The following is an 18,178-nucleotide window of genomic DNA, read 5'->3' as shown; positions in this document are numbered from 1 at the left end:
CGGCGCACAGGAACTCTCCGCGGGACGATGACCCTGGTACGACGGTCATGGATCGCGATGGTCACAGTCGTGGTGTCGACCCTGGCCCCGCTGGTCCTCCTGATCGGATCAGCGTTGCCGCTGGTCGTCGGTGAACAGGTGGCGCTCGTCAACGGCCGGCCGGGATACACCGGGCAGCCGGGACCGGCGCTTGTCTTCTCAGCCGCCGTGGGCCTGGCGGTGGGTGCGTTCGCGATCGTGCTGGTCGTCTCCGCCACCACGCTCATTGCAGCCGGTCGCCTCCTCGACCGGCCGGTCTCGCCGGCGGGAGCGTTGCGGGCGTGCCTGGCCCGCTGGCCCGCGTTGCTCGGGTTCGTCATCCTCGGTGTCGTGGCCGGCGCGGCTGTGCTCATCTCGTCCTCCCTCGTGACCAGGCCAGGCCCGGGCCGGGTGTTCGTGGTGCTCCTTCTGGGTCTGGTCGCGATGCAGGGCGCGCTGACGATACCCGCTGTGGTGCTGGAACGACAAGGGCTGGTCGGTGCCCTGGCCAGGGCCCTCAGCGTGGCCTCCGGCAAGCGCCTGGCGATCTCGGCAACGCTGGTCGCCGGCGTGATCCTTCCGGTGCTGGCGGTCGTGGGCGCGTACTGGATGAGCGACCGGGCGGCCGTTGTCGTGCCGGCCACGGCCATCGGCCTTCCGCTCCTCCTGCTGACCGTCCCGGTTCAAGGGGCGGTGCTCGCCGTACTGTTCCTCAAGGCGGTGCCGGAGGGAGAGTTGCCCGCCCTCCGCGATGGACTGCCCGGCCCCGGACAGGCGTGGCGACCGCGACCGCCCATCGCCCTCGGCGGACTCCTGCTTCCAGGGCTGCTGCTGGCCGGGATGGCGGTGTTCAACCCGCTTTCCTGGCAGGTGATCACCACCGGCGACCATTGGGAGCACACCATCGACCCACGCTCGGGGGTCAACCACACCCGGCTGATCTGGATGGACTACGACCGCGACGGCATCGACGCCTTCGCCGTTGGCCGGGATGGCCGTCCCTCGCTGGTATCGGGCGAAACACAGCTGATCTGCGATGATCGCCGCTGCCGCGAGCATCGCTGGGCCACCTTGGAAAGCCCGGGAGGCGAGGTGTTCGGCGCCGTCTCCGTCGGGCCCGGCGACGGCTACTTCGTGGCGCGGATCCAAGAACCGAACCTCACATCGTGGCTTTGCGATCAGCGAGCCCGTTGCGTTCCCGGCGATGATCTGGAGGTTCCCGGCCGGACGTTCCCGGTCCTGGCCACCGACGTGGGCTCCGATGGGCGGGCGGTGATCGCCTATCAGAAGAATCGGCCCGGCCACACGGACGGGTTGACCCTGGTGACCTGCCGGGATCCGCGATGCACGGACACGACCAAGGCCACCACGCAGGACGTCGACGTGGAGCCGATCGTCGACGTCGCCGCGTCAGCCAACGGGCGAATCATCGCGGCGGTGGCACATCGGCACAAAGGCACGCTCAGCATCCATTCGTGCGACTTGACCGAATGCCGGAAACCCATCGTGATCAATCAGGTCTCCCGGGAGGGGGCCCAGGGGGTCGAGGTGATCACACGGCCCGACGGGCGCCCCGTGGTGCTGTACGAAGGCAGAAACGGCCCTCCCACGCTCGTGAGCTGTCAATCCCCGGACTGCGCGCGAACCGACTCGGCGCGACTCCCCATCGCCCGCCTCCATCCCACCGCGCCGGGCACCCGACCGGCCCCCGCGGTCTCCCTTGATCGATCCGGCCGAGTCCTCGTCGCCGGACGGCAAGGGACCAGCATTGTGCTGATCTCGTGTCTCGGCACCAGCTGCACGACCCGTCCCATCGCCGCCGGCGACGTGTTCGCCCGTCCCACGCTCACCCGCGACCACGCCGGCCACCTCGTGATCGCATGGTGGGACGCGACCGGACTCCACATGGCGACCCTCCACACACGCAATGAGGGCTGATGGTCGGGAAGGAGATAGCGGCCCTTCCTGGTGTCCGGGCCGAAGTTCTCGCCGCGATATGACGCGCTCCACCGACCGGGTGCTGGAGATCGGCTTCGGTCCGGGGGTCGCCATCGCCGGGCTCGCCGCGCGCGCCACCCGGGGCCACGTCTTCGGCATCGACCGCTCGCGGGTCATGGTGCGGGCAGGCCGCCCGTCGCAACGCCGCGGCCGTCCGCGCCCGCCGCGTGCACCTCGCGCACGCGTCGGTGGAGCGGTTGCCGGGCTTCGGCGATCCGCTCGATGCCGTTCTGGCCGTCAACTCCGTGGGGATGTGGCCCGACCCGGTGGAGCGGCTCCGCGAGCCGCGCCGTCTGCTCCGGCCCGCGGGACGTAGTGCGCTCGTCGGCCAGCCTCGCTGCCCTGGTGCTACCCGGGACACCACGGTCCGGGCCGCCCGCGAGCTGCGGGAGCTGCTCACCGAGGGCGGTTTCGTCTCTTTGCGGGTCGAGACGTTCGTGCTCGACCCGCCCGTGGCCTGCGTGCTCGCGCGCAGTCCGGGTGGCATGCCGTCATGCCCGTGCGCGCGGGGTCTCGGGCAAGGGTGGCGGGGCCCGCCCGCCGCCGGGCCTACGTGCTGAGCACGTCCGCGAGCACGGCCGCCTGGCTGATCTCGGGTCGTCTGGTCGAGGTGAGCAGGGTGAGTGGCCGGTTGGCGGCGAGTTCGCGCAGGTGGGCGAGGGCCTGGGCGCGTTCGGGGTCTTCGAGCTCGCTGCGGTAGCGGCGGGCGAACTCCTCGAAGCGCTCGGGGTCGTGTGCGTACCAGGTGCGCAGCTCCGCCGAGGGCGCGACTTGTCTGCACCATTCGTCGAGGTGGGCCCGGTCTTTGGCCATTCCGCGCGGCCAGACCCGGTCGACCAGCACCCGGGTGCCGTCATCGCCGGTGGGCTCGTCGTAGACGCGGCGCACGTGAATCGTGGTCGTCTCAGCCATTGTCGCCTCCTCACTCACGACAATACGCGGCGGCGGGGAGACGGGTCGCGAGGGGTTTGCGCGCGAGGGGACGGAGGGTTAAGCTCGAATGCTGCCTTTACCTAGCATGAGCGTTCACAACCCTCCCGATAGGAGTGTACCACCGAATGGCTAATCGTCAAGATGGTTTCGCGCAAGCCCTTGACAGCGAACAGCGTGCCGTGTCGTGGCTGTACGGCCGGCTCGACGCCGCCCGGCAGCGGGCGGAGGAGGCGCTGCGCGCGGCGTACGGCAGGGCGACGGGCACCCGCCAGGCGATGGTCGAACGCGAGGCGATGGCCTCGGAGCAGGCGCGGAGGCTGGCCCAGCTGAACGCGGTCGAGCGGGGCCTGTGCTTCGGCCGCATCGACGACGGCTCCGGGCGGAGCACGTACATCGGCAGGATCGGCCTGCGTGACGAGGAGCACGAGTCGGTGCTGATCGACTGGCGGGCGCCGGCGGCGCGGCCGTTCTACGTGGCCACGGCCACCGATCCCGGCGGGCTGGTGCGCCGCCGCCACCTGCACCTGAAGGACCGCACGGTGGTGGGCATCGACGACGAGGTGTTCGACCTGGACGGCATGAGCGACGGCGACCGGCGCTCGCTGGTCGGAGAGGCGGCGCTGCTGGCGGCGCTGCGCCGTGGGCGGACGGGCCGGATGGGCGACGTGGTGGCCACCATCCAGACCGAGCAGGACCGGGTGATCCGTTCCTCGCTGCAGGGGGCGCTGGTGGTGCAGGGCGGTCCCGGCACCGGCAAGACGGTGGCGGCGCTGCACCGGGCGGCGTACCTGCTCTACACCCACCGCGACACGCTGGAGCGGCGCGGGGTGCTGGTGGTGGGCCCCAACCCGATGTTCCTGCGCTACATCAGCCAGGTGCTGCCGGCGCTGGGGGAGACCCAGGTGGTGATGGCCACGGTGGGGGAGATGTTCCCGGGGGTGCGGGCGCGCGCGGCCGACTCCCCGGCCGCTGCGGTGGCCAAGGGCGATCCGCGGATGGCCGGGGTGGTGGCCAGGGCGCTGGAGCTGCGCCAGGCGGTGCCGGACGGCGAGCTGGTCGTGGAGCTGGACGGGCTGCGGTTGCGGGTGCCGTACGAGGTGTGCGCGCGGTTGCGGGAGCGGGCGCGGGCGGTGCGGCTGCCGCACAACATGGCACGCAAGCTGTACGTGAGCGAGCTGCTGAAGGAGCTGGCCAGGGCGGAGGCCCGGGCGTTGGAGGAGTCGCTGCACATCGAGGAACTGGAGGTGGACGACCCGGAGCTGGTCGAGCCGCTCGATCTGGAGGCCGATCTCGACGAGATCGACCTGGAGCTGGCTTCGCGGCGGTTGTGGGGCGAACCGGAGATCCGGCGCGCGGTGGACGGCCTGTGGCCCGAGCTGACGCCGCAGCGGCTGATCGACGATCTGCTGTCGTCGGCGGAGACGTTGGGGTCGGTGGCTCCGGCGGGTCTGGCCTGGCAGGAGCTGGTACGCCCGCCCGGCTCCGCCTGGACGCCGGGCGACGTGCCGCTGCTCGACGAGGCGGCCGAGTTGCTGGGCGAGGACGACTCGGCCGCGAGGGTGGCGGCCAGGGAGGCCGGCCAGGAGTGGGCCGAGCAGGAGCGCTACGCCCGGGAGGTGCTGGAGTCGACGGGCGTGGCCGAGCAGGGCATCTTCGAGCGGGCCGACGTGCTGGCCGAGTGGCACGCCGACGACGGCTCGGGCCTGACCACGGCCGACCGGGCGGCGGCCGACCGTTCGTGGGCCTACGGGCACGTGATCGTGGACGAGGCGCAGGAGCTGTCGCCGATGGCCTGGCGGATGGTCATGCGGCGGGTGCCGGCGAAGTCGCTGACCGTGGTGGGCGATCTGGCGCAGACGGGGTCGGCGGCGGGGGCGCGTTCGTGGGGTGAGGTGCTCGACCCCCATCTGGAGGGCCGCTGGCGGGTGGAGCGGCTGCTGGTGAACTACCGCACCCCGGTGGAGATCATGCGGGTGGCGGCTGACGTGCTGCGGGCGTTCGCGCCGGAGCAGGAGCCGCCCGAGTCGGTGCGGTCGGGCGGGGCGGAGCCGCGGGCGGTGCGCCTCGCGGCGGCGGACCGGCTCGCGGATCTGCCGCTGCTCGTGGCGGCGGAGCTGGCGGAGGTCGGCGCCGAGCCGAACCCGGAGGCCGGCCCGGAGATCGGCGCGGGCCGGGTGGGCGTGGTGACGCCGGACGCACGGCACGCCGAGGTGGCGCGGTTGTTTCCGGAGGGGGATCTGGAGGCGCCGGTCGTGGCGCTGACCGTGGGGCAGGCCAAGGGGCTGGAGTTCGACGCGGTCGTGGTGGTGGATCCGCAGGGCATCCTGGACCAGTCGCCGATGGGCGGGCAGGACCTGTACGTCGCGGTGACGCGGGCGACGCGGCGGCTGACGGTGGTGCACGAGGGTGATCTGCCGGACGTGTTGTCCCGGCTGGCCCAGAAATCTACTTTGTAAAGGCGTCGGCTCGGATCAGAACGACCATGATCTACCCCCAAAGCCTGCGACGATGCCCACGGTCGTCACCGCCGGCAGGCGTCGTTGCCGGGGATGAGGTCTGCGGCGACGTCGCGGATGGTGCGGGTGACGTGGTCGAGGGCGCGCAGCGTCTCCAGGTCGAGGTGGTCCATGATGCGGCGGTAGTGTTCGTGCCCGGCGTTGTTGATCTCTTCGATGAGGGCGGTGCCCTCGGGGGTGAGCTGGACGCGGCGTACGCGCCGGTCGTGGGGGTCTTCGTGCCGGTTGGCCAGGCCCTGGGCGACGAGGCGGTCGACGATGCCGGTGACGGTGCCGAGGCCGACGCCGAGCGCGTGGGCGAGCTCCTGGCCGGAGGAGGAGCCGTTGATCGCCAGGAGCATGACGACCTTGAGCTGCCGCATGGTGAGGTTGGAGGTGAACAGGGGGGAGTGGTGCTGGGCGAACAGTCGCCCGAGGCCACGCTGGGTTTCGGAGATCCGGTGGATCAGGTCTTCGCGTTCGCTGCTCACACTCACCTCTCGCCTTCCTGAGAAGGTTATCAGGAAGGCTCGGCTTGTCTAAATATTCGTGTCAGGCGAAGTGTTAGTCTGTGGCGAACTCTTGGAGGGGACCCCATGACCGCTTTCGCCCGGTTGAGCCTGGTCAACCGCAGCCTTGTGATCCTGATCGCGGTGGTGCTCAGCGCGTTCGGCGTGTTCGCCATCCCTCAGTTGAAACAGCAGTTGCTGCCGTCCTTGTCGTTCCCCGGCGCGTTCGTGGTGGCGCCGTTCGCCGGCGCCTCGCCGGAGATCGTCGAGGATCAGGTCACCAAGCCGATCGAGGACTCCTTCCAGGGGCTCGCCGGGATGGAGCAGATGACCTCGACGTCGAAGGAGGGCCTGGCGCAGATCCAGGTGGCCTTCGAGTACGGCACCGACGTCGAGTCGTCGGTGAACAAGATGCAGCAGGCCATCAACCGGGTGACGTTGCCAGAGGGCGTCGAGCCTCAGGTGGTGGCGGGCAACACCGATGACATCCCGGTGCTGGTGCTGGCGGTGGGTGACGGCGGCGACGAGCGGTCGATGGCCGACAAGCTGCGCCGGATCCTGGTGCCGGAGTTGCAGGGCGTTGAGGGCGTGCGCGAGGTGTCGGTCACGGGCACCCGCGAGGAGGTCGTGACGATCGAGCCGGATGCCAGGAAGATGGCGCTGGCGGGGGTGTCGGCGGCGCAGATTCCCGAGGTGCTGAAGGCGAACGGCACGCCGATCCCGGCGGGGACGCTGATCGATGACGGCAAGGCGCTGACGGTCCAGGTGGGTTCGCGGGTCGACTCGGTGTCGGAGCTGGAGAGCCTGTATCTGACGCCTGCGCCGCCGGCGGCGGTTCCTCAGCAGGCTCGGCCGCAGCAGTCTCAGCAGCAGGGGCAGCAGCAGAGCCCGCAGCAAGGGCAGGCCCAGGGCCGGCCGGGTCAGGGGGCGGTCGCGCAGCAGCCGGCCAGGCCGAAGCCGCTCAAGCCGGTGAAGCTGGGTGATGTCGCCGAGATCAAGCGTGGGCTGGCGGAGGCGACGACGCTCACCCGTACGGACGGCAGGTCGAGCCTGGGCGTGGCGGTGACGATGACGCCCGACGGCAACGCGGTGACGATCTCGCACGATGTCCGGGAGAAGTTGCCTGAGCTGACCAGGGCGCTGGGCGACTCGTCGGACACGGCGGTGTCGGTGGTGTTCGACCAGGCGCCGTACGTGGAGGAGTCGATCGAGAGCCTGACCACTGAGGGCCTGCTGGGTCTGGTGTTCGCGGTCCTGGTGATTCTGGTGTTCCTGTTGTCGGTGCGGTCGACCGTGGTGACGGCGGTGTCGATCCCGCTGTCGGTGGTGATCGCGCTGCTGGCGTTGTGGGCGGGCGACTATTCGCTGAACATGCTGACGCTGGGGGCGTTGACGATCGCGGTGGGCCGCGTGGTGGACGACTCGATCGTGGTGCTGGAGAACATCAAGCGGCATCTGGGTTACGGCGAGGCGAAGCTTCAGGCGATCTTGACGGCGGTGCGCGAGGTGTCGGGGGCGGTGACGGCTTCGACGCTGACCACGGTGGCGGTGTTCGCGCCGATCGCGATCGTGGGCGGGATGGTGGGCGAGTTGTTCAGCCCGTTCGCGATCACTGTGGCGGTGGCGTTGCTGGCTTCGCTGGTGGTGTCGCTGACGGTGGTGCCGGTGCTGGCGTACTGGTTCTTGAAGGCGCCCGCGCTGACGCCGGAGCAGGCGCGTAAGCAGCGTGAGGAGGCCGAGGCGAAGGAGTTGCGCTCGCCGTTGCAGCGGTCCTACCTTCCCGTGCTGCGGTTCGCGACCCGGTTCAAGCTGGTGACGGTGCTGATCGGGGTGGCGGTGTTCGTCGGCACGATGGGGCTGGCGGGCGGGCTGCAGACGAACTTCCTGGACGCCTCGGGGCAGAACACGATCTCGCTGTCGCAGCGGATGCCGGTGGGCGCCGATCTGAAGACCACCGATGAGGCGGCGCAGAAGGTCGAGGAGGTGCTGGCGGGCCTGGACGGCGTGGAGACGTACCAGGTGAACGTGGGCGGCGGGAACGCGATGTCGGGCGGGGCGGTCGGCGGTGGCGCGGATCGGGCCTCGTACTCGGTGACCCTTGAGGAGGGTGCCGACACCGTGAGGGTCGAGCAGGCGCTGCGTGACGAGGTGGCGGGCCTGTCGGGGGTCGGCGAGGTCACGGTGGGGGCGCAGGCGGCCGGGTTCGCTTCCGACACGATCGATGTGATCGTGCAGGCTTCCGAGGCTGAGGCGTTGCGTGCGGCGACCGACACGGTGGCGGCGGCGATGGGCGAGGTTTCCGGGTTGAAGGACGTGTCGTCGGACCTGGAGTCGAGTGCGCCGCGGGTCGAGGTCGTGGTGGACCGTGCGGAGGCCGCCGAGCGGGGTCTGTCGGAGGCGCAGGTGGGTCAGGCGGTGGCGCAGGCGTTCCGTGGCGCGCCGCTGGGGCAGATCATGCTGGACGGGCGGGCGAGCGATCTGGTGCTGCGGGGGGCTGACGCGCCGGAGGACGTCGAGGCGATCGAGGGTTTGAAGCTGCCGACGCCCGCCGGGATGGTGAAGCTGTCGTCGGTGGCGGATGTGCGGGAGGTGGCCGGGCCGACGCAGGTGAGCAGGATCGACGGTGAGCGGTCGGCGACGGTGTCGGCCAAGGCGGACGCGGCGGATCTGGGCAGTGTGACGCAGGCGTTGACGACGAAGCTGGACGGGTTGTCGCTGGCCGCGGGGGTGTCGTACGAGATCGGTGGTGTGTCGGCCGATCAGGCCGATGCGTTCGCTGATCTGGGGCTGGCGATGCTGGCGGCGATCGCGATCGTTTTCCTGATCATGGTGGCGACGTTCCGCAGTTTCGTCCAGCCGTTGATCCTGCTCGTGTCGATCCCGTTCGCGGCGACGGGCGCGGTGGGGTTGCTGGTGGCCACGGACACGGCGCTGGGGGTGCCGGCGCTGATCGGCATGTTGATGTTGATCGGCATCGTGGTGACCAATGCGATCGTGCTGATCGACCTGATCAACCAGTACCGGGATCAGGGCATGGGTGTGGTGGAGGCGGTGATCGAGGGTGGCCGGCGCAGGTTGCGGCCCATTCTGATGACGGCGGTGGCCACGATCTGCGCGCTGACGCCGATGGCGCTGGGGGTGACGGGTTCGGGTGGGTTCATCTCGCAGCCGCTGGCGATCGTGGTGATCGGTGGTCTGATCTCCTCGACGTTGCTGACGCTGGTTCTGGTGCCGACGTTGTACGTCGTGGTGACGCGCAAGGGCGGCGAGCAGGGGCGGGGGCCGGTGGGTCCCCGGGTGCGGGAGGATGCCGGCGGCGCGGGGGCGCAGGATCTGGCCGGTCATCCGGCCTGAGGGGGTGCCGGCGGCGGGAGGTCGCCGGGGTTGAGGTGCCCGGCCGGGTGTGGCATCCGGCCGGGCACGCCGGCGTCTACAGGGTGGCTCCCCTCGGGAATGGGTGCTGCGCCCGATGGCGCCGCCCTGGCGGGCGGGCGAGACTGGGTGGACGGGAGCCCGGTCCCGGACCTGGTCGTACGGGATGACCTGCGTGCCGGCCGGGCGGACGACGACCGGGAGACAGGCATGCTCGCAGGTCACACCCTCCCCATCGTCAGGGAGTTCGCCGTGATGGAGCCGGTGGGGTGGGCGTTGCTGGGCTTGCTGCCCGTCGTGGTGGCCGTCATGTGGACGGTGCGCGTCGTCGACGCGGACGAGCGGTTGGTGGTGCACCGGCTGGGGCGGGTCGTGGGCGTGCGCGGGCCTGGGCTGGTGGTGGTGTGGCCGGGGGTGGAGCGCGCGGTGCGGGTGTCGTTGCGGCTGGTGTGCCTGGACCTGTTCTGCGCCGAGGCGGTGACCCGCGATGGTGTGGCGGTGCGCGTCAGGGCCGGTGCCGTGGCGGAGGTGAGCGATCCGGTCCGGTTCGCGACGGCGATGGACGGGCCGCTGGCGGCTGCGACGGTCGTCGCCGAGAGGGAGTTGCGCCGCCGGATCGCCGAGGCCGATCTGGCGGACCTGCCGACGATGATCAGCCGGAGCGGCGTGGAGGTGGCGGAGCGGATCAGCGGGGCGACGTCCCGGTGGGGTGTGCGTGTCACGCTCGTGGACGTCGACGATGTCCAGGTGCCGCTGCGGGGTGAGCTCATCGCGTGGGCGGACCGGCTGCGGGAGACACGTCCGGGTGGGTAGGGGATGGACTGACCGAGCCTTCGAGGTGCCGCGATGAGCCTGCAGCAGTTGTACGCGGCGCTGCTCGCCGGCGGGGTCGTCCTGCTGGCGGGCATCGCCGCGGCGCGTACGGCGAGCAGGCTGGGTCTGCCTGGCCTGCTGCTGTTTCTCGCGCTCGGCGTGCTGCTCGGTGAGGACGTCCTCGGGATCGATTTCGACGATGCCGGGCTGGCGCAGACGCTCGGCACCTCGGCTCTGGCGATCATTCTCATCGAGGGTGGGCTGAGCACGCGGTGGAGCGATCTGCGGCGGCTGGTGTTGCCGTCGGCGTTGCTGGCCACGGCGGGCGTGGCGGTGAGCGTCGTGGTCACGGCGGCGGGCGCTCATTTCCTGTTGGGGATGAACTGGCAGCTGGCGTTGTTGCTGGGCGCGATCGTGTCGTCCACGGACGCGGCCGCGGTGTTCTCGGTGTTGCGGTCGCTGCCGCTGCCGCGCAGGGCTGCGGGTTTGGTGGAGGCCGAGTCCGGGTTCAACGACGCTCCCACCGTGATCCTGGTGCTGGTGTTCAGCACCGCCGCCGTCGACCTGCCTGGTCCGGTGGCCGTGGCGGGGCAGATCGCGTACCAGCTGGTGGCGGGGGCGTTGATCGGGTTGCTGATCGGCTGGGTGGGGACGGCGGCGCTGCGGTATGTGGCGTTGCCCGCCACGGGGCTGTATCCGCTGGCGACTCTGGGGCTCGGTGTGATCGCTTTCGCCGCGGCGGGGGGTGCGGGCGCGTCCGGTTTCATGGCCGCGTATCTGGCGGGCATCGTGCTGGGCAACGCGGTCCTGCCGCATCGCGCCGCCACGCGTTCCTTCGCGGAGGGTGTGGGGTGGCTGGCCCAGATCGGCTTGTTCGTCATGCTCGGTCTGCTGGTCGACCCGAGCGAGCTGGGTGGCGCGGTGTTGCCGGCCGTCGTCGTCGGCCTGGTGCTGTTGCTGGTGGCCAGGCCCGTGTCGGTGGTCGCCTGCCTGCTTCCGTTCCGTTCGGGCTGGCGGGAGCAGGCGTTCATTTCCTGGGCGGGGTTGCGGGGTGCGGTGCCGATCGTGCTGGCGACCTTTCCCATCGTCGCGGCGGTGCCCGGCAGTCAGCAGCTGCTGAACATCGTGTTCGTGCTGGTGGCGTTGTTCGTCCTGGTCCAGGGGCCTGTGCTGCCGGTGGTGGCCAGGGTGCTGGGCATCACGCAGCCCGGCCAGGCCAGGGAGGTGAGCATCGAGGCCGCGCCGCTGGACGTGCTGGGCGCCGATCTGCTCACGCTGACGATTCCGCCCGGTTCCCGCCTGCACGGGGTGGAGATCTTCGAACTGCGCCTGCCCGCGCCTTCGAACGTCGTACTGATCATTCGCGACGGCGACACCATCGTCCCCGAGCCCGTCACGTTGTTGCGGGAGGGCGACGACGTGCTCATCGTCACCACCAGCGCCGCCCGTGTGCAGGTCGAGCGGCGCCTGCGCGCGGTCGCGCGGCGGGGCCGGCTGGCCCATTGGTACGGGGAGCGCGGCGACATCGACACCGATCCCGGCCGAGCGGCCGTCACGAAAGGAGAACCCGTTCAGTGGACATCACTCACACGACCGTCCCCGGCAGCGGCATCGTCCACCACTACGACACGAGGCGAGGAGATCACATCGGCGTTATGGTCTTCGACGACGGGCGGCGCGCCCTGATGGTCTACGACCGGGCCGATGCCGATACGGCGTCGCATGTGGTGGAGCTGGACGACGACGAGGGCGACTGGGTCGCCGAGCTGCTGCACAGCCGTTCGCTGGCTGATCGGCTGACGACCGTGGAGCGGCGGCTGGCCGAGCTGACCGGCAAGCGCGTGTGATGCCGGGTGGCCGGACACCGTCGGGGTGTTCGTGCCGGGCGCGCGGGCCCCTGCGCGCCCGGCGGGGGCCGGCGTGTGAATACACTTGTCGAACGTGACTGCCAAGCCGCGTATCCCCGATGTCCTGGCCGCTCGTTATGCCTCGCCCGAGCTGGCTCGCCTGTGGTCCGCCGAATACAAGATCGTCGCTGAGCGTCGGCTGTGGCTGGCGGTGCTGCGCGCCCAGGCCGAGCTGGGCGTTGCGGTGCCCGAGGAGGCCATCGCCGATTATGACAAGGTGGTCGAGCAGGTCGATCTGGGTTCGATCGCGGCGCGCGAGCGGGTGACCCGGCACGACGTCAAGGCGCGCATCGAGGAGTTCAACGCGCTGGCCGGGCACGAGCAGGTGCACAAGGGCATGACGTCGCGGGACCTGACGGAGAACGTCGAGCAGCTGCAGGTGCGTGACAGCCTTCTGCTGGTGCGCGACCGGACGGTGGCGCTGCTGGCCCGTCTGGCCCGTCTGGCCGTGGAGCATCAGGCCACGGTGGTCGCCGGCCGTTCGCACAACGTGGCCGCGCAGGCCACTACTGTGGGCAAGCGTTTCGCGACGGCGGCCGACGAGCTGCTGGTGGCCTACCGGCGGCTGGAGGAGCTGATCGGCCGCTATCCGCTGCGCGGGGTCAAGGGTCCGGTGGGCACCGCCCAGGACATGCTCGACCTGCTGGGCGGCGACCGCGGGAAGCTGGCCGGGCTGGAGGAGCGGGTCGCCGCCCATCTGGGGTTCGCGCACCGGTTCACCAGTGTGGGGCAGGTCTATCCGCGCTCGCTCGACTACGAGGTGGTCACCGGGCTGGTGCAGCTGGCGGCGTCGCCGTCCTCGCTGGCCAGGACGATCCGGCTGATGGCCGGGCACGAGCTGGTCACCGAGGGGTTCAAGGAGGGGCAGGTCGGCTCGTCGGCGATGCCGCACAAGATGAACACCCGTTCCTGCGAGCGGGTGAACGGCCTGGCGGTGGTGCTGCGCGGTTACGCGTCCATGGTGGGGGAGCTGGCCGGTGACCAGTGGAACGAGGGCGACGTGTCCTGTTCGGTGGTGCGCCGGGTGGCGCTGCCGGACGCGTTCTTCGCCTTCGACGGGCTGATGGAGACGATGCTGACGGTGCTGGACGAGTTCGGCGCGTTCCCCGCGGTGATCGCGTCCGAGCTCGACCGTTACCTGCCGTTCCTGGCGACGACGAAGATGTTGATGGCGGCGGTGCGCGCCGGGGTGGGGCGTGAGCAGGCGCACGAGCTGATCAAGGAGCATGCCGTGGCGGCCGCGCTGGCGATGCGCTCGCGGGGAGCCGCCAACGACCTGCTCGACCGGCTGGCCGGAGACGAACGGTTCCCGCTCGGCCGCCCGGCGCTGGAGGAGCTGCTGGCCGACCGGGTGTCGTTCACGGGGGCGGCCGGCGACCAGGTGACGGCGGTGGTGCGGCAGGTGGACGAGGTCGTGGCGGAGCATCCGGAGGCGGCCGCGTACCGGCCCGGCGCCATTCTGTGATCCGCGAGCTCCGCTCCGCGGCCGAGGTGCGGGCGGCCTGCGGGGACGACGATCTGGTGGTGTGGGCGGCGCAGGGGTTGCGCGACGGCGCGCGGGCGTGGGCGCTGGGCGAGGCGGTGGTGGCGGCCTGCCCGCAGGTGTCGCGGCGGGACCGGCTCGCGGTGCGGGGTGGCGCCGTGCACGCCGCCGAGCTGGTACGCCATGCGCTGGCGGAGCTGGGCCCGTCGTACCGGCCGCTGGGCGAGGCGGCGCTGATGCGGGAGGTGACGGCCAGGCTGGACGGGCTGGAGGTGGCAGGGCGGTTCTCGTGGATGAGCCTGGAGACGGACCTTGCGGGTACGGCGGGTGCGGATGGCACGGTCGGCACGGTCGGCGATGACGGCGGGGTCGGGTGGCTGGAGGACGACGACATGGCGCGGGTCGGGTCGCTGCTGGCGGCCGAGGCGCCTTCGTCGTACGCGGTGCCCGGCCTGGCGGGGGTGCGGCGCTGGGCGGGCGTGCGGAGCGGAGGGGAACTGGCTGCTGTGGCGGCCGATGCCTGGTCGGCGCCCACGGTGGGCTTGCTGGCGGGGGTGGCGACGCGGGCCCGTCATCGCGGCACGGGGCTGGCCGGCCGGGTGTGCCGGTGGGTGTCGCGGGAGCTGGTGGCGGCCTACGGGCGGGCGGCGCTCATGGTGGACGACGACAATCCGGCGGCCATCCGGGTGTACGAGCGGCTCGGCTACCGCAGGCGGCGGGTGGCGGCCTGCCGGGCGGTGGGCTGAGGGCCGTGCTGGTGTGCCTGCCGGGATTGTGGCCTTGACGGTCCTGCCGCTCGTGTCAGGTGTCCTGAGCGGTGGGTGCTCACGTCGTCAGCTCTCCTCGGGGACGTGAGGGGCGCGGCTGCCGTCGGCCAGGTCGGCGAACGGCAGGGGACAGTCGGGGCAGGCGCAGTGGGTCAGGCTGTCGCAGCCCGCGCTGACCACCTGCTCCAGCGCGGTCCGGATGGTGGTCAGGCCGGCGATCTTCGCCTCGACTTCGGCGATCTTGGCTTGGGCGCGCTCGCGCAGGTCGGGGGTGGGGTGGCCGCGCCGGCCGGTGTCGAGAAGCTCGCCGACCTCCTCCAGGGTGAAGCCGAGCCGCTGCGCGGCTTTGATCAGCGTGAGCAGGGTGACGGTCTCGGGCGGGTAGGTACGGTGCCCGCCGGGGCTGCGGGCCGGTTCGGCGATCAGCCCGCGCCGTTCGTAGTAGCGGAGCGTCTGCAGGTTGACCCCGGCCTGCTCGGCGACCTGCCCGCTGCGCAGATGGGCGCCGATGGGCGCCTCCACCGGTTGCGCGCCCCCGTTCTCCAGCAGCTCCTCACGTGTGATGCGCTCCATCACCAGCTCCTCTCCCGGCCGCGTTCACACCGGCGCCGTCGCACCGGCGCGCTCGGTCAGCGCGTCCAGCACCTTGGCGTGCTCGTCCGGGACCGTCACCTCCAGTGCCAGGCTGCCGTCGGCGATGGTCAGGGTGAAGGTGAAGAAGGAGCAGCAGCCGTTCTCCCGCGTGGCCAGTTCGGCGGCCCGGGCGGCGTCGTCCGGGTTGAAGGCGAGCTCCAGCCGCAGCCGCGTCCGCTCCGGCCGCGCGACTGCCCGGACCGCGCCGGCGAGCAAGGCGTTGAACTCGGCCACCCGCAACGGCTGCTCGGCGGCGGGCAGGGTGCACGCGGAGGGAGCCCATCCCAGGTCAAGGCGGACGTTCTGTGTCATACCTCGACGGTAAGCCTGTACCTGGGTACCGGATGCAAGCCCGACGCTCCTTTCAGGAAGGCGGAGGAGTCATCGAGGTGAGCCGCAAGGGCCGGTCCGGGCGGCGGCGGACAGCAGGGTGAGCGCGGCTTGGCGGGCGTGCTCACCCGCGCCGGTCCCGTCGTGATGCGCGGCGACGACGGTGGCGCCCTCGACCAGCATGAGCAGCTGCCGTCCCAGCAGGTGTGGTTGGGCTGCTCCGGCGCGGTCGGCGATGCCGGTCAAGAGCTCCAGGTAGCGGTCGAGATGGCGCGTGGTGATGGCGCGAACGGCCTCGACATGGTGCTGGGCGGCCGCGTTCAGCATCGCGCAGCCGCGGAAGACCGGGTCGTCGTACCACTGCTGCAGGGCGTCGAACAGTGCGGCGAGCTGGTCCCGGGGATCGTCCCCGGCAGCCTCGGCCGCGCTGGCCAGCCGGTGCGTCACCCGCTCGCTGCGCGCCTTGAGCACGGCCTCTACCAGCCCGTCCTTGGTGCCGAAGTGCCGGTACAGCGTCTCCTTGGACACGCCGATGCGGGCGCACAGCTCGGCGACGCCGATGCCGTCGAGCCCGCGCTCGTACAGCACCGCGGTCGCCGCGTGGAGGATGGTGGCGCGCGTGCGCTCCGGGTCGAGCGTCGAGCCTTTGGGAACCGGCATACCCAGATGGTACCGGGCGGTTCGATTGACGGCCGGGCCTCCGGGGCCGTACAGCAGGATCAGGTCTGGGTGAACGCTGCGGCGTGGTCACGGACGAAGTCGGCGATGTCGCGGGGAGGGCGGCCGAGAACGGTGGCCACCGCGTCGGTGGCGCCGTCTTGCCAGCCGGAGGCATACGCCTGCGCGTACTCCTCCAGCATGTCGACGATCCACCGCGGAACGCCGTAGCCGAGCAGCGTCTTGCGCCTGGCGTCGTCGCTGACCGGCAGGTAGGCGATGGGCCTGCCCAGAGCGCGGCTCAACGCGTCCGCCACCTCGTCGAACGTCAGCGAGCGCGGGCCGGTGAGGGTGTAGGTCTGGCCGTGGTGGCGGTCGGGGCCGTCGAGGAGCACGCGGGCGGCGCACTCGGCGATGTCGCGTACGTCGATCATGCCGAGCCGGGCCGCGGCCATGTTCAGCGAGAACGTGCCGGTGGAGGAGATGGAGCCCGCCTCGTTCAGCAGGTTCTGCATGAACCAGTGCGGGCGCAGGATGGTCCAGCGCATGCCGCACCGTTCGATCTCCCGGTCCGACAGCGCGTGCAACCTGCCGCTGCGGTTGGGCGCGCCGTGCGACGCGCCGACCACCGACAGCCGGACGATGCGCTCCACCCCGGCCTGGCGGGCGGCCCACACGGCGTTCATGCTGTTCTCGGGAGCGCGCGGGCCGTTCGGGGTGAGCAGCCACAGGTCGTGGACGCCCTCGAAGGCGGGCGGCAGCGACCGGGCGTCGTCGAGGTCGCCGACGAAGACCTCGGCTCCCCGCTCCCGCAGGCCGTGGGCCCTGGACCCGTCGCGGACGAGGGTACGAAGGCCGGCGTCGGCTCCTTCCAGCGCGTTCATCAGTGCGGTGGACACGGTTCCCGTCGTCCCGGTGATCAACACGGTGCGTGACACGTTCATTCTCCTTCGGTAGAGCCGGCCGGCGCCGGGTGAGCCGCGGGCCGCAGGGCTCGCCCGGCAGCGCGGCTGGTGGTGATGCCTTCCAGGGCCCACAGCACGAGGGTCCCGGTCGAGAGGGCGGCGCCCAGGACGCACACGCCGGTCCAGCCGCCGTGCACCCAGGCCACCGAGGTCAGCGCGGAGCCCATCGCGCCGCCGACGAAGAAGGAGGTCATGAACGCGGAGTTGATCCGGTTGCGGGCCTCCGGCCGGAGCGCGTAGACGACGTTCTGGCTGCTGTTGAGCACCGCCTGGTGCGCCAGATCCAGCACGATCACGCCGGCGAGCAGCCATATCACGGAGCGCGCCCCGGCGGCGATCGCCAGCCAGGACACCGCCAGCAGAACCGTCCCCGCGCCGGTCACGATCTGGACGAGTCCGCGGTCGGCCAGCCGCCCGGCCACCGTGGCGGTCAGCGCACCGGCGACGCCGACAAGACCGAACAGGCCGATGGCGGACTCCGTCCACTCGTACGGCGACCCCGCCAGCAGGAACGTCAGCGCCGTCCACAGCACGCTGAAGGACGCCAGGCTCAGGGCGCCGATGCCCGCCCGCCAGCGCAGCAGCGGCTCGTACCGGAACATCGCCACCGTCGAGCGCAGCAGCTCCGGGTAGGTCAGGCGCCCGCCGTGGCCGCCGAGTCGGGGCAGGAAGATCCGCAGCAACACGGCCGTCAGCGCCATCAGGACCGCGTTCACCCAGTAGACCGTCCGCCAGCCGCCCAGCTCCGACAGCGTTCCTGAGGCGGTGCGCGCCAGCAGCAGGCCGAGCATCAACCCGGTCATCACGGTGCCGACCACCCGGCCCCGCTCGGCCGGGGCCGCCAGCGTCGCCGCGAACGGCACCACGACCTGCGCTCCGACCGAGGCCAGCCCGGTCAGGGCCGTGCTCACCAGGAGCACCGTGCCATCGGCCGCGGTGGCCGACACCAGCAGGAACACCGCGGTCGCCGCGTAGAGCGCCACGGCGAGCCGCCGCCGCTCCATGAGGTCGCCGAGGGGCACCAGCAGGATCAGCCCCAGCGCGTACCCGGCCTGCGCGGCCGTCACCGTCAGCGCCGCCAGCGAGGGCCCGACGCCCAGCTCCTGGCCGATCAGGTCGAGCAGCGGCTGCGCGAAGTAGTTGCCCGCGACAGCCAGCCCGGTCGCCACCGACATGAGCAGGAGCAACCCGGGCGACAGGCCGCCGGAACGGTGAGGTGTCGTCGTCATGCGTCCCAGCGTCGAGGACCACCTATCCATGAGTCCAATGCATGTTTGTCATTAGATCCATCGTGCTTC

General features: G+C 71.4%; 15 protein-coding genes and 1 pseudogene. 9 read left to right on the top strand and 7 right to left on the bottom strand.

Annotated elements, in window-relative coordinates; genetic code table 11:
- Nucleotides 1–114 precede the first annotated feature (114 nt).
- Nucleotides 115–1,956, top strand: a complete 1,842-nt coding sequence (locus tag ACZ6SA_RS27550; RefSeq protein WP_465831306.1) for a hypothetical protein — start codon at nucleotides 115–117, stop codon at nucleotides 1,954–1,956.
- Between the two features lie 203 nt (nucleotides 1,957–2,159).
- Nucleotides 2,160–2,576, top strand: a pseudogene (locus tag ACZ6SA_RS27545) (methyltransferase domain-containing protein); the annotation flags it as partial.
- Here the strand turns inward: ACZ6SA_RS27545 and ACZ6SA_RS27540 are convergent.
- Nucleotides 2,566–2,928 (bottom strand): DUF488 domain-containing protein, encoded by a 363-nt coding sequence (locus tag ACZ6SA_RS27540; RefSeq protein ID WP_465831304.1) that lies wholly within the window; start codon nucleotides 2,926–2,928, stop codon nucleotides 2,566–2,568. The pseudogene ACZ6SA_RS27545 and the gene ACZ6SA_RS27540 sit on opposite strands and share 11 nt — an antisense overlap.
- A 146-nt stretch (nucleotides 2,929–3,074) precedes the next feature.
- Here ACZ6SA_RS27540 and ACZ6SA_RS27535 point away from each other — a divergent pair, with 146 nt between their 5' ends.
- Complete coding sequence (locus tag ACZ6SA_RS27535; RefSeq protein WP_465831302.1) at nucleotides 3,075–5,405, top strand: HelD family protein; 2,331 nt, start codon at nucleotides 3,075–3,077, stop codon at nucleotides 5,403–5,405.
- Between the two features lie 65 nt (nucleotides 5,406–5,470).
- Here the strand turns inward: ACZ6SA_RS27535 and ACZ6SA_RS27530 are convergent, their stop codons facing one another.
- Nucleotides 5,471–5,935 (bottom strand): MarR family winged helix-turn-helix transcriptional regulator, encoded by a 465-nt coding sequence (locus tag ACZ6SA_RS27530; RefSeq protein ID WP_465831300.1) that lies wholly within the window; start codon nucleotides 5,933–5,935, stop codon nucleotides 5,471–5,473.
- Nucleotides 5,936–6,040: 105 nt separating this feature from the next.
- On the opposite strand from ACZ6SA_RS27530, the gene ACZ6SA_RS27525 reads away from it, so the two are divergent.
- The 6 genes from ACZ6SA_RS27525 to ACZ6SA_RS27500 all read left to right on the top strand — a co-directional run bounded on the left by ACZ6SA_RS27525 (nucleotide 6,041) and on the right by ACZ6SA_RS27500 (nucleotide 14,274).
- Nucleotides 6,041–9,307 (top strand): efflux RND transporter permease subunit, encoded by a 3,267-nt coding sequence (locus ACZ6SA_RS27525; RefSeq protein ID WP_465831298.1) that lies wholly within the window; start codon nucleotides 6,041–6,043, stop codon nucleotides 9,305–9,307.
- Nucleotides 9,308–9,406: 99 nt separating this feature from the next.
- Nucleotides 9,407–10,138, top strand: coding sequence for an SPFH domain-containing protein (locus tag ACZ6SA_RS27520; RefSeq protein ID WP_465831296.1), 732 nt, complete (start codon nucleotides 9,407–9,409; stop codon nucleotides 10,136–10,138).
- A 33-nt stretch (nucleotides 10,139–10,171) separates the two neighbouring features.
- The gene (locus ACZ6SA_RS27515) at nucleotides 10,172–11,824 is read left to right on the top strand and encodes a potassium/proton antiporter (protein WP_347645132.1); all 1,653 of its coding nucleotides are present in this window, start codon (nucleotides 10,172–10,174) and stop codon (nucleotides 11,822–11,824) included.
- Nucleotides 11,713–11,985 (top strand): cation:proton antiporter regulatory subunit, encoded by a 273-nt coding sequence (locus ACZ6SA_RS27510; protein ID WP_465831294.1) that lies wholly within the window; start codon nucleotides 11,713–11,715, stop codon nucleotides 11,983–11,985. Before ACZ6SA_RS27515 ends, ACZ6SA_RS27510 begins: the two co-directional genes overlap by 112 nt.
- 94 nt (nucleotides 11,986–12,079) lie before the next feature.
- Complete coding sequence (gene purB, locus ACZ6SA_RS27505; RefSeq protein ID WP_347645134.1) at nucleotides 12,080–13,510, top strand: adenylosuccinate lyase; 1,431 nt, start codon at nucleotides 12,080–12,082, stop codon at nucleotides 13,508–13,510.
- Nucleotides 13,507–14,274: a GNAT family N-acetyltransferase gene (locus ACZ6SA_RS27500; RefSeq protein WP_465831291.1), complete on the top strand. Its 768-nt coding sequence runs from the start codon at nucleotides 13,507–13,509 to the stop codon at nucleotides 14,272–14,274. Before purB ends, ACZ6SA_RS27500 begins: the two co-directional genes overlap by 4 nt.
- 87 nt (nucleotides 14,275–14,361) lie before the next feature.
- On the opposite strand, the gene ACZ6SA_RS27495 is transcribed toward ACZ6SA_RS27500, so the two are convergent.
- The 5 genes from ACZ6SA_RS27495 to ACZ6SA_RS27475 form a co-directional block, all read right to left on the bottom strand.
- Nucleotides 14,362–14,868 (bottom strand): MerR family transcriptional regulator, encoded by a 507-nt coding sequence (locus tag ACZ6SA_RS27495; protein WP_465831289.1) that lies wholly within the window; start codon nucleotides 14,866–14,868, stop codon nucleotides 14,362–14,364.
- 24 nt (nucleotides 14,869–14,892) lie between these two features.
- A complete protein-coding gene (locus ACZ6SA_RS27490) occupies nucleotides 14,893–15,240 on the bottom strand; it encodes a hypothetical protein (protein WP_465831287.1) in 348 nt (115 codons plus the stop codon).
- 69 nt (nucleotides 15,241–15,309) lie between these two features.
- Nucleotides 15,310–15,918 (bottom strand): TetR/AcrR family transcriptional regulator, encoded by a 609-nt coding sequence (locus ACZ6SA_RS27485; RefSeq protein ID WP_465831285.1) that lies wholly within the window; start codon nucleotides 15,916–15,918, stop codon nucleotides 15,310–15,312.
- A gap of 59 nt (nucleotides 15,919–15,977) precedes the next feature.
- Nucleotides 15,978–16,853 carry an SDR family oxidoreductase gene (locus ACZ6SA_RS27480; protein WP_465831283.1) on the bottom strand — a complete coding sequence of 292 codons (876 nt, stop codon included), beginning with the start codon at nucleotides 16,851–16,853 and terminating at the stop codon, nucleotides 15,978–15,980.
- Nucleotides 16,854–16,855: 2 nt separating this feature from the next.
- Nucleotides 16,856–18,109, bottom strand: coding sequence for an MFS transporter (locus ACZ6SA_RS27475; protein WP_465831281.1), 1,254 nt, complete (start codon nucleotides 18,107–18,109; stop codon nucleotides 16,856–16,858).
- Nucleotides 18,110–18,178 lie beyond the last annotated feature (69 nt).

This window comes from Nonomuraea sp. NPDC049378, assembly GCF_055586745.1.
The sequence above is the reverse complement of the archived record's forward strand: the minus strand, read 5'-3'. Positions and strand labels throughout refer to the sequence as shown.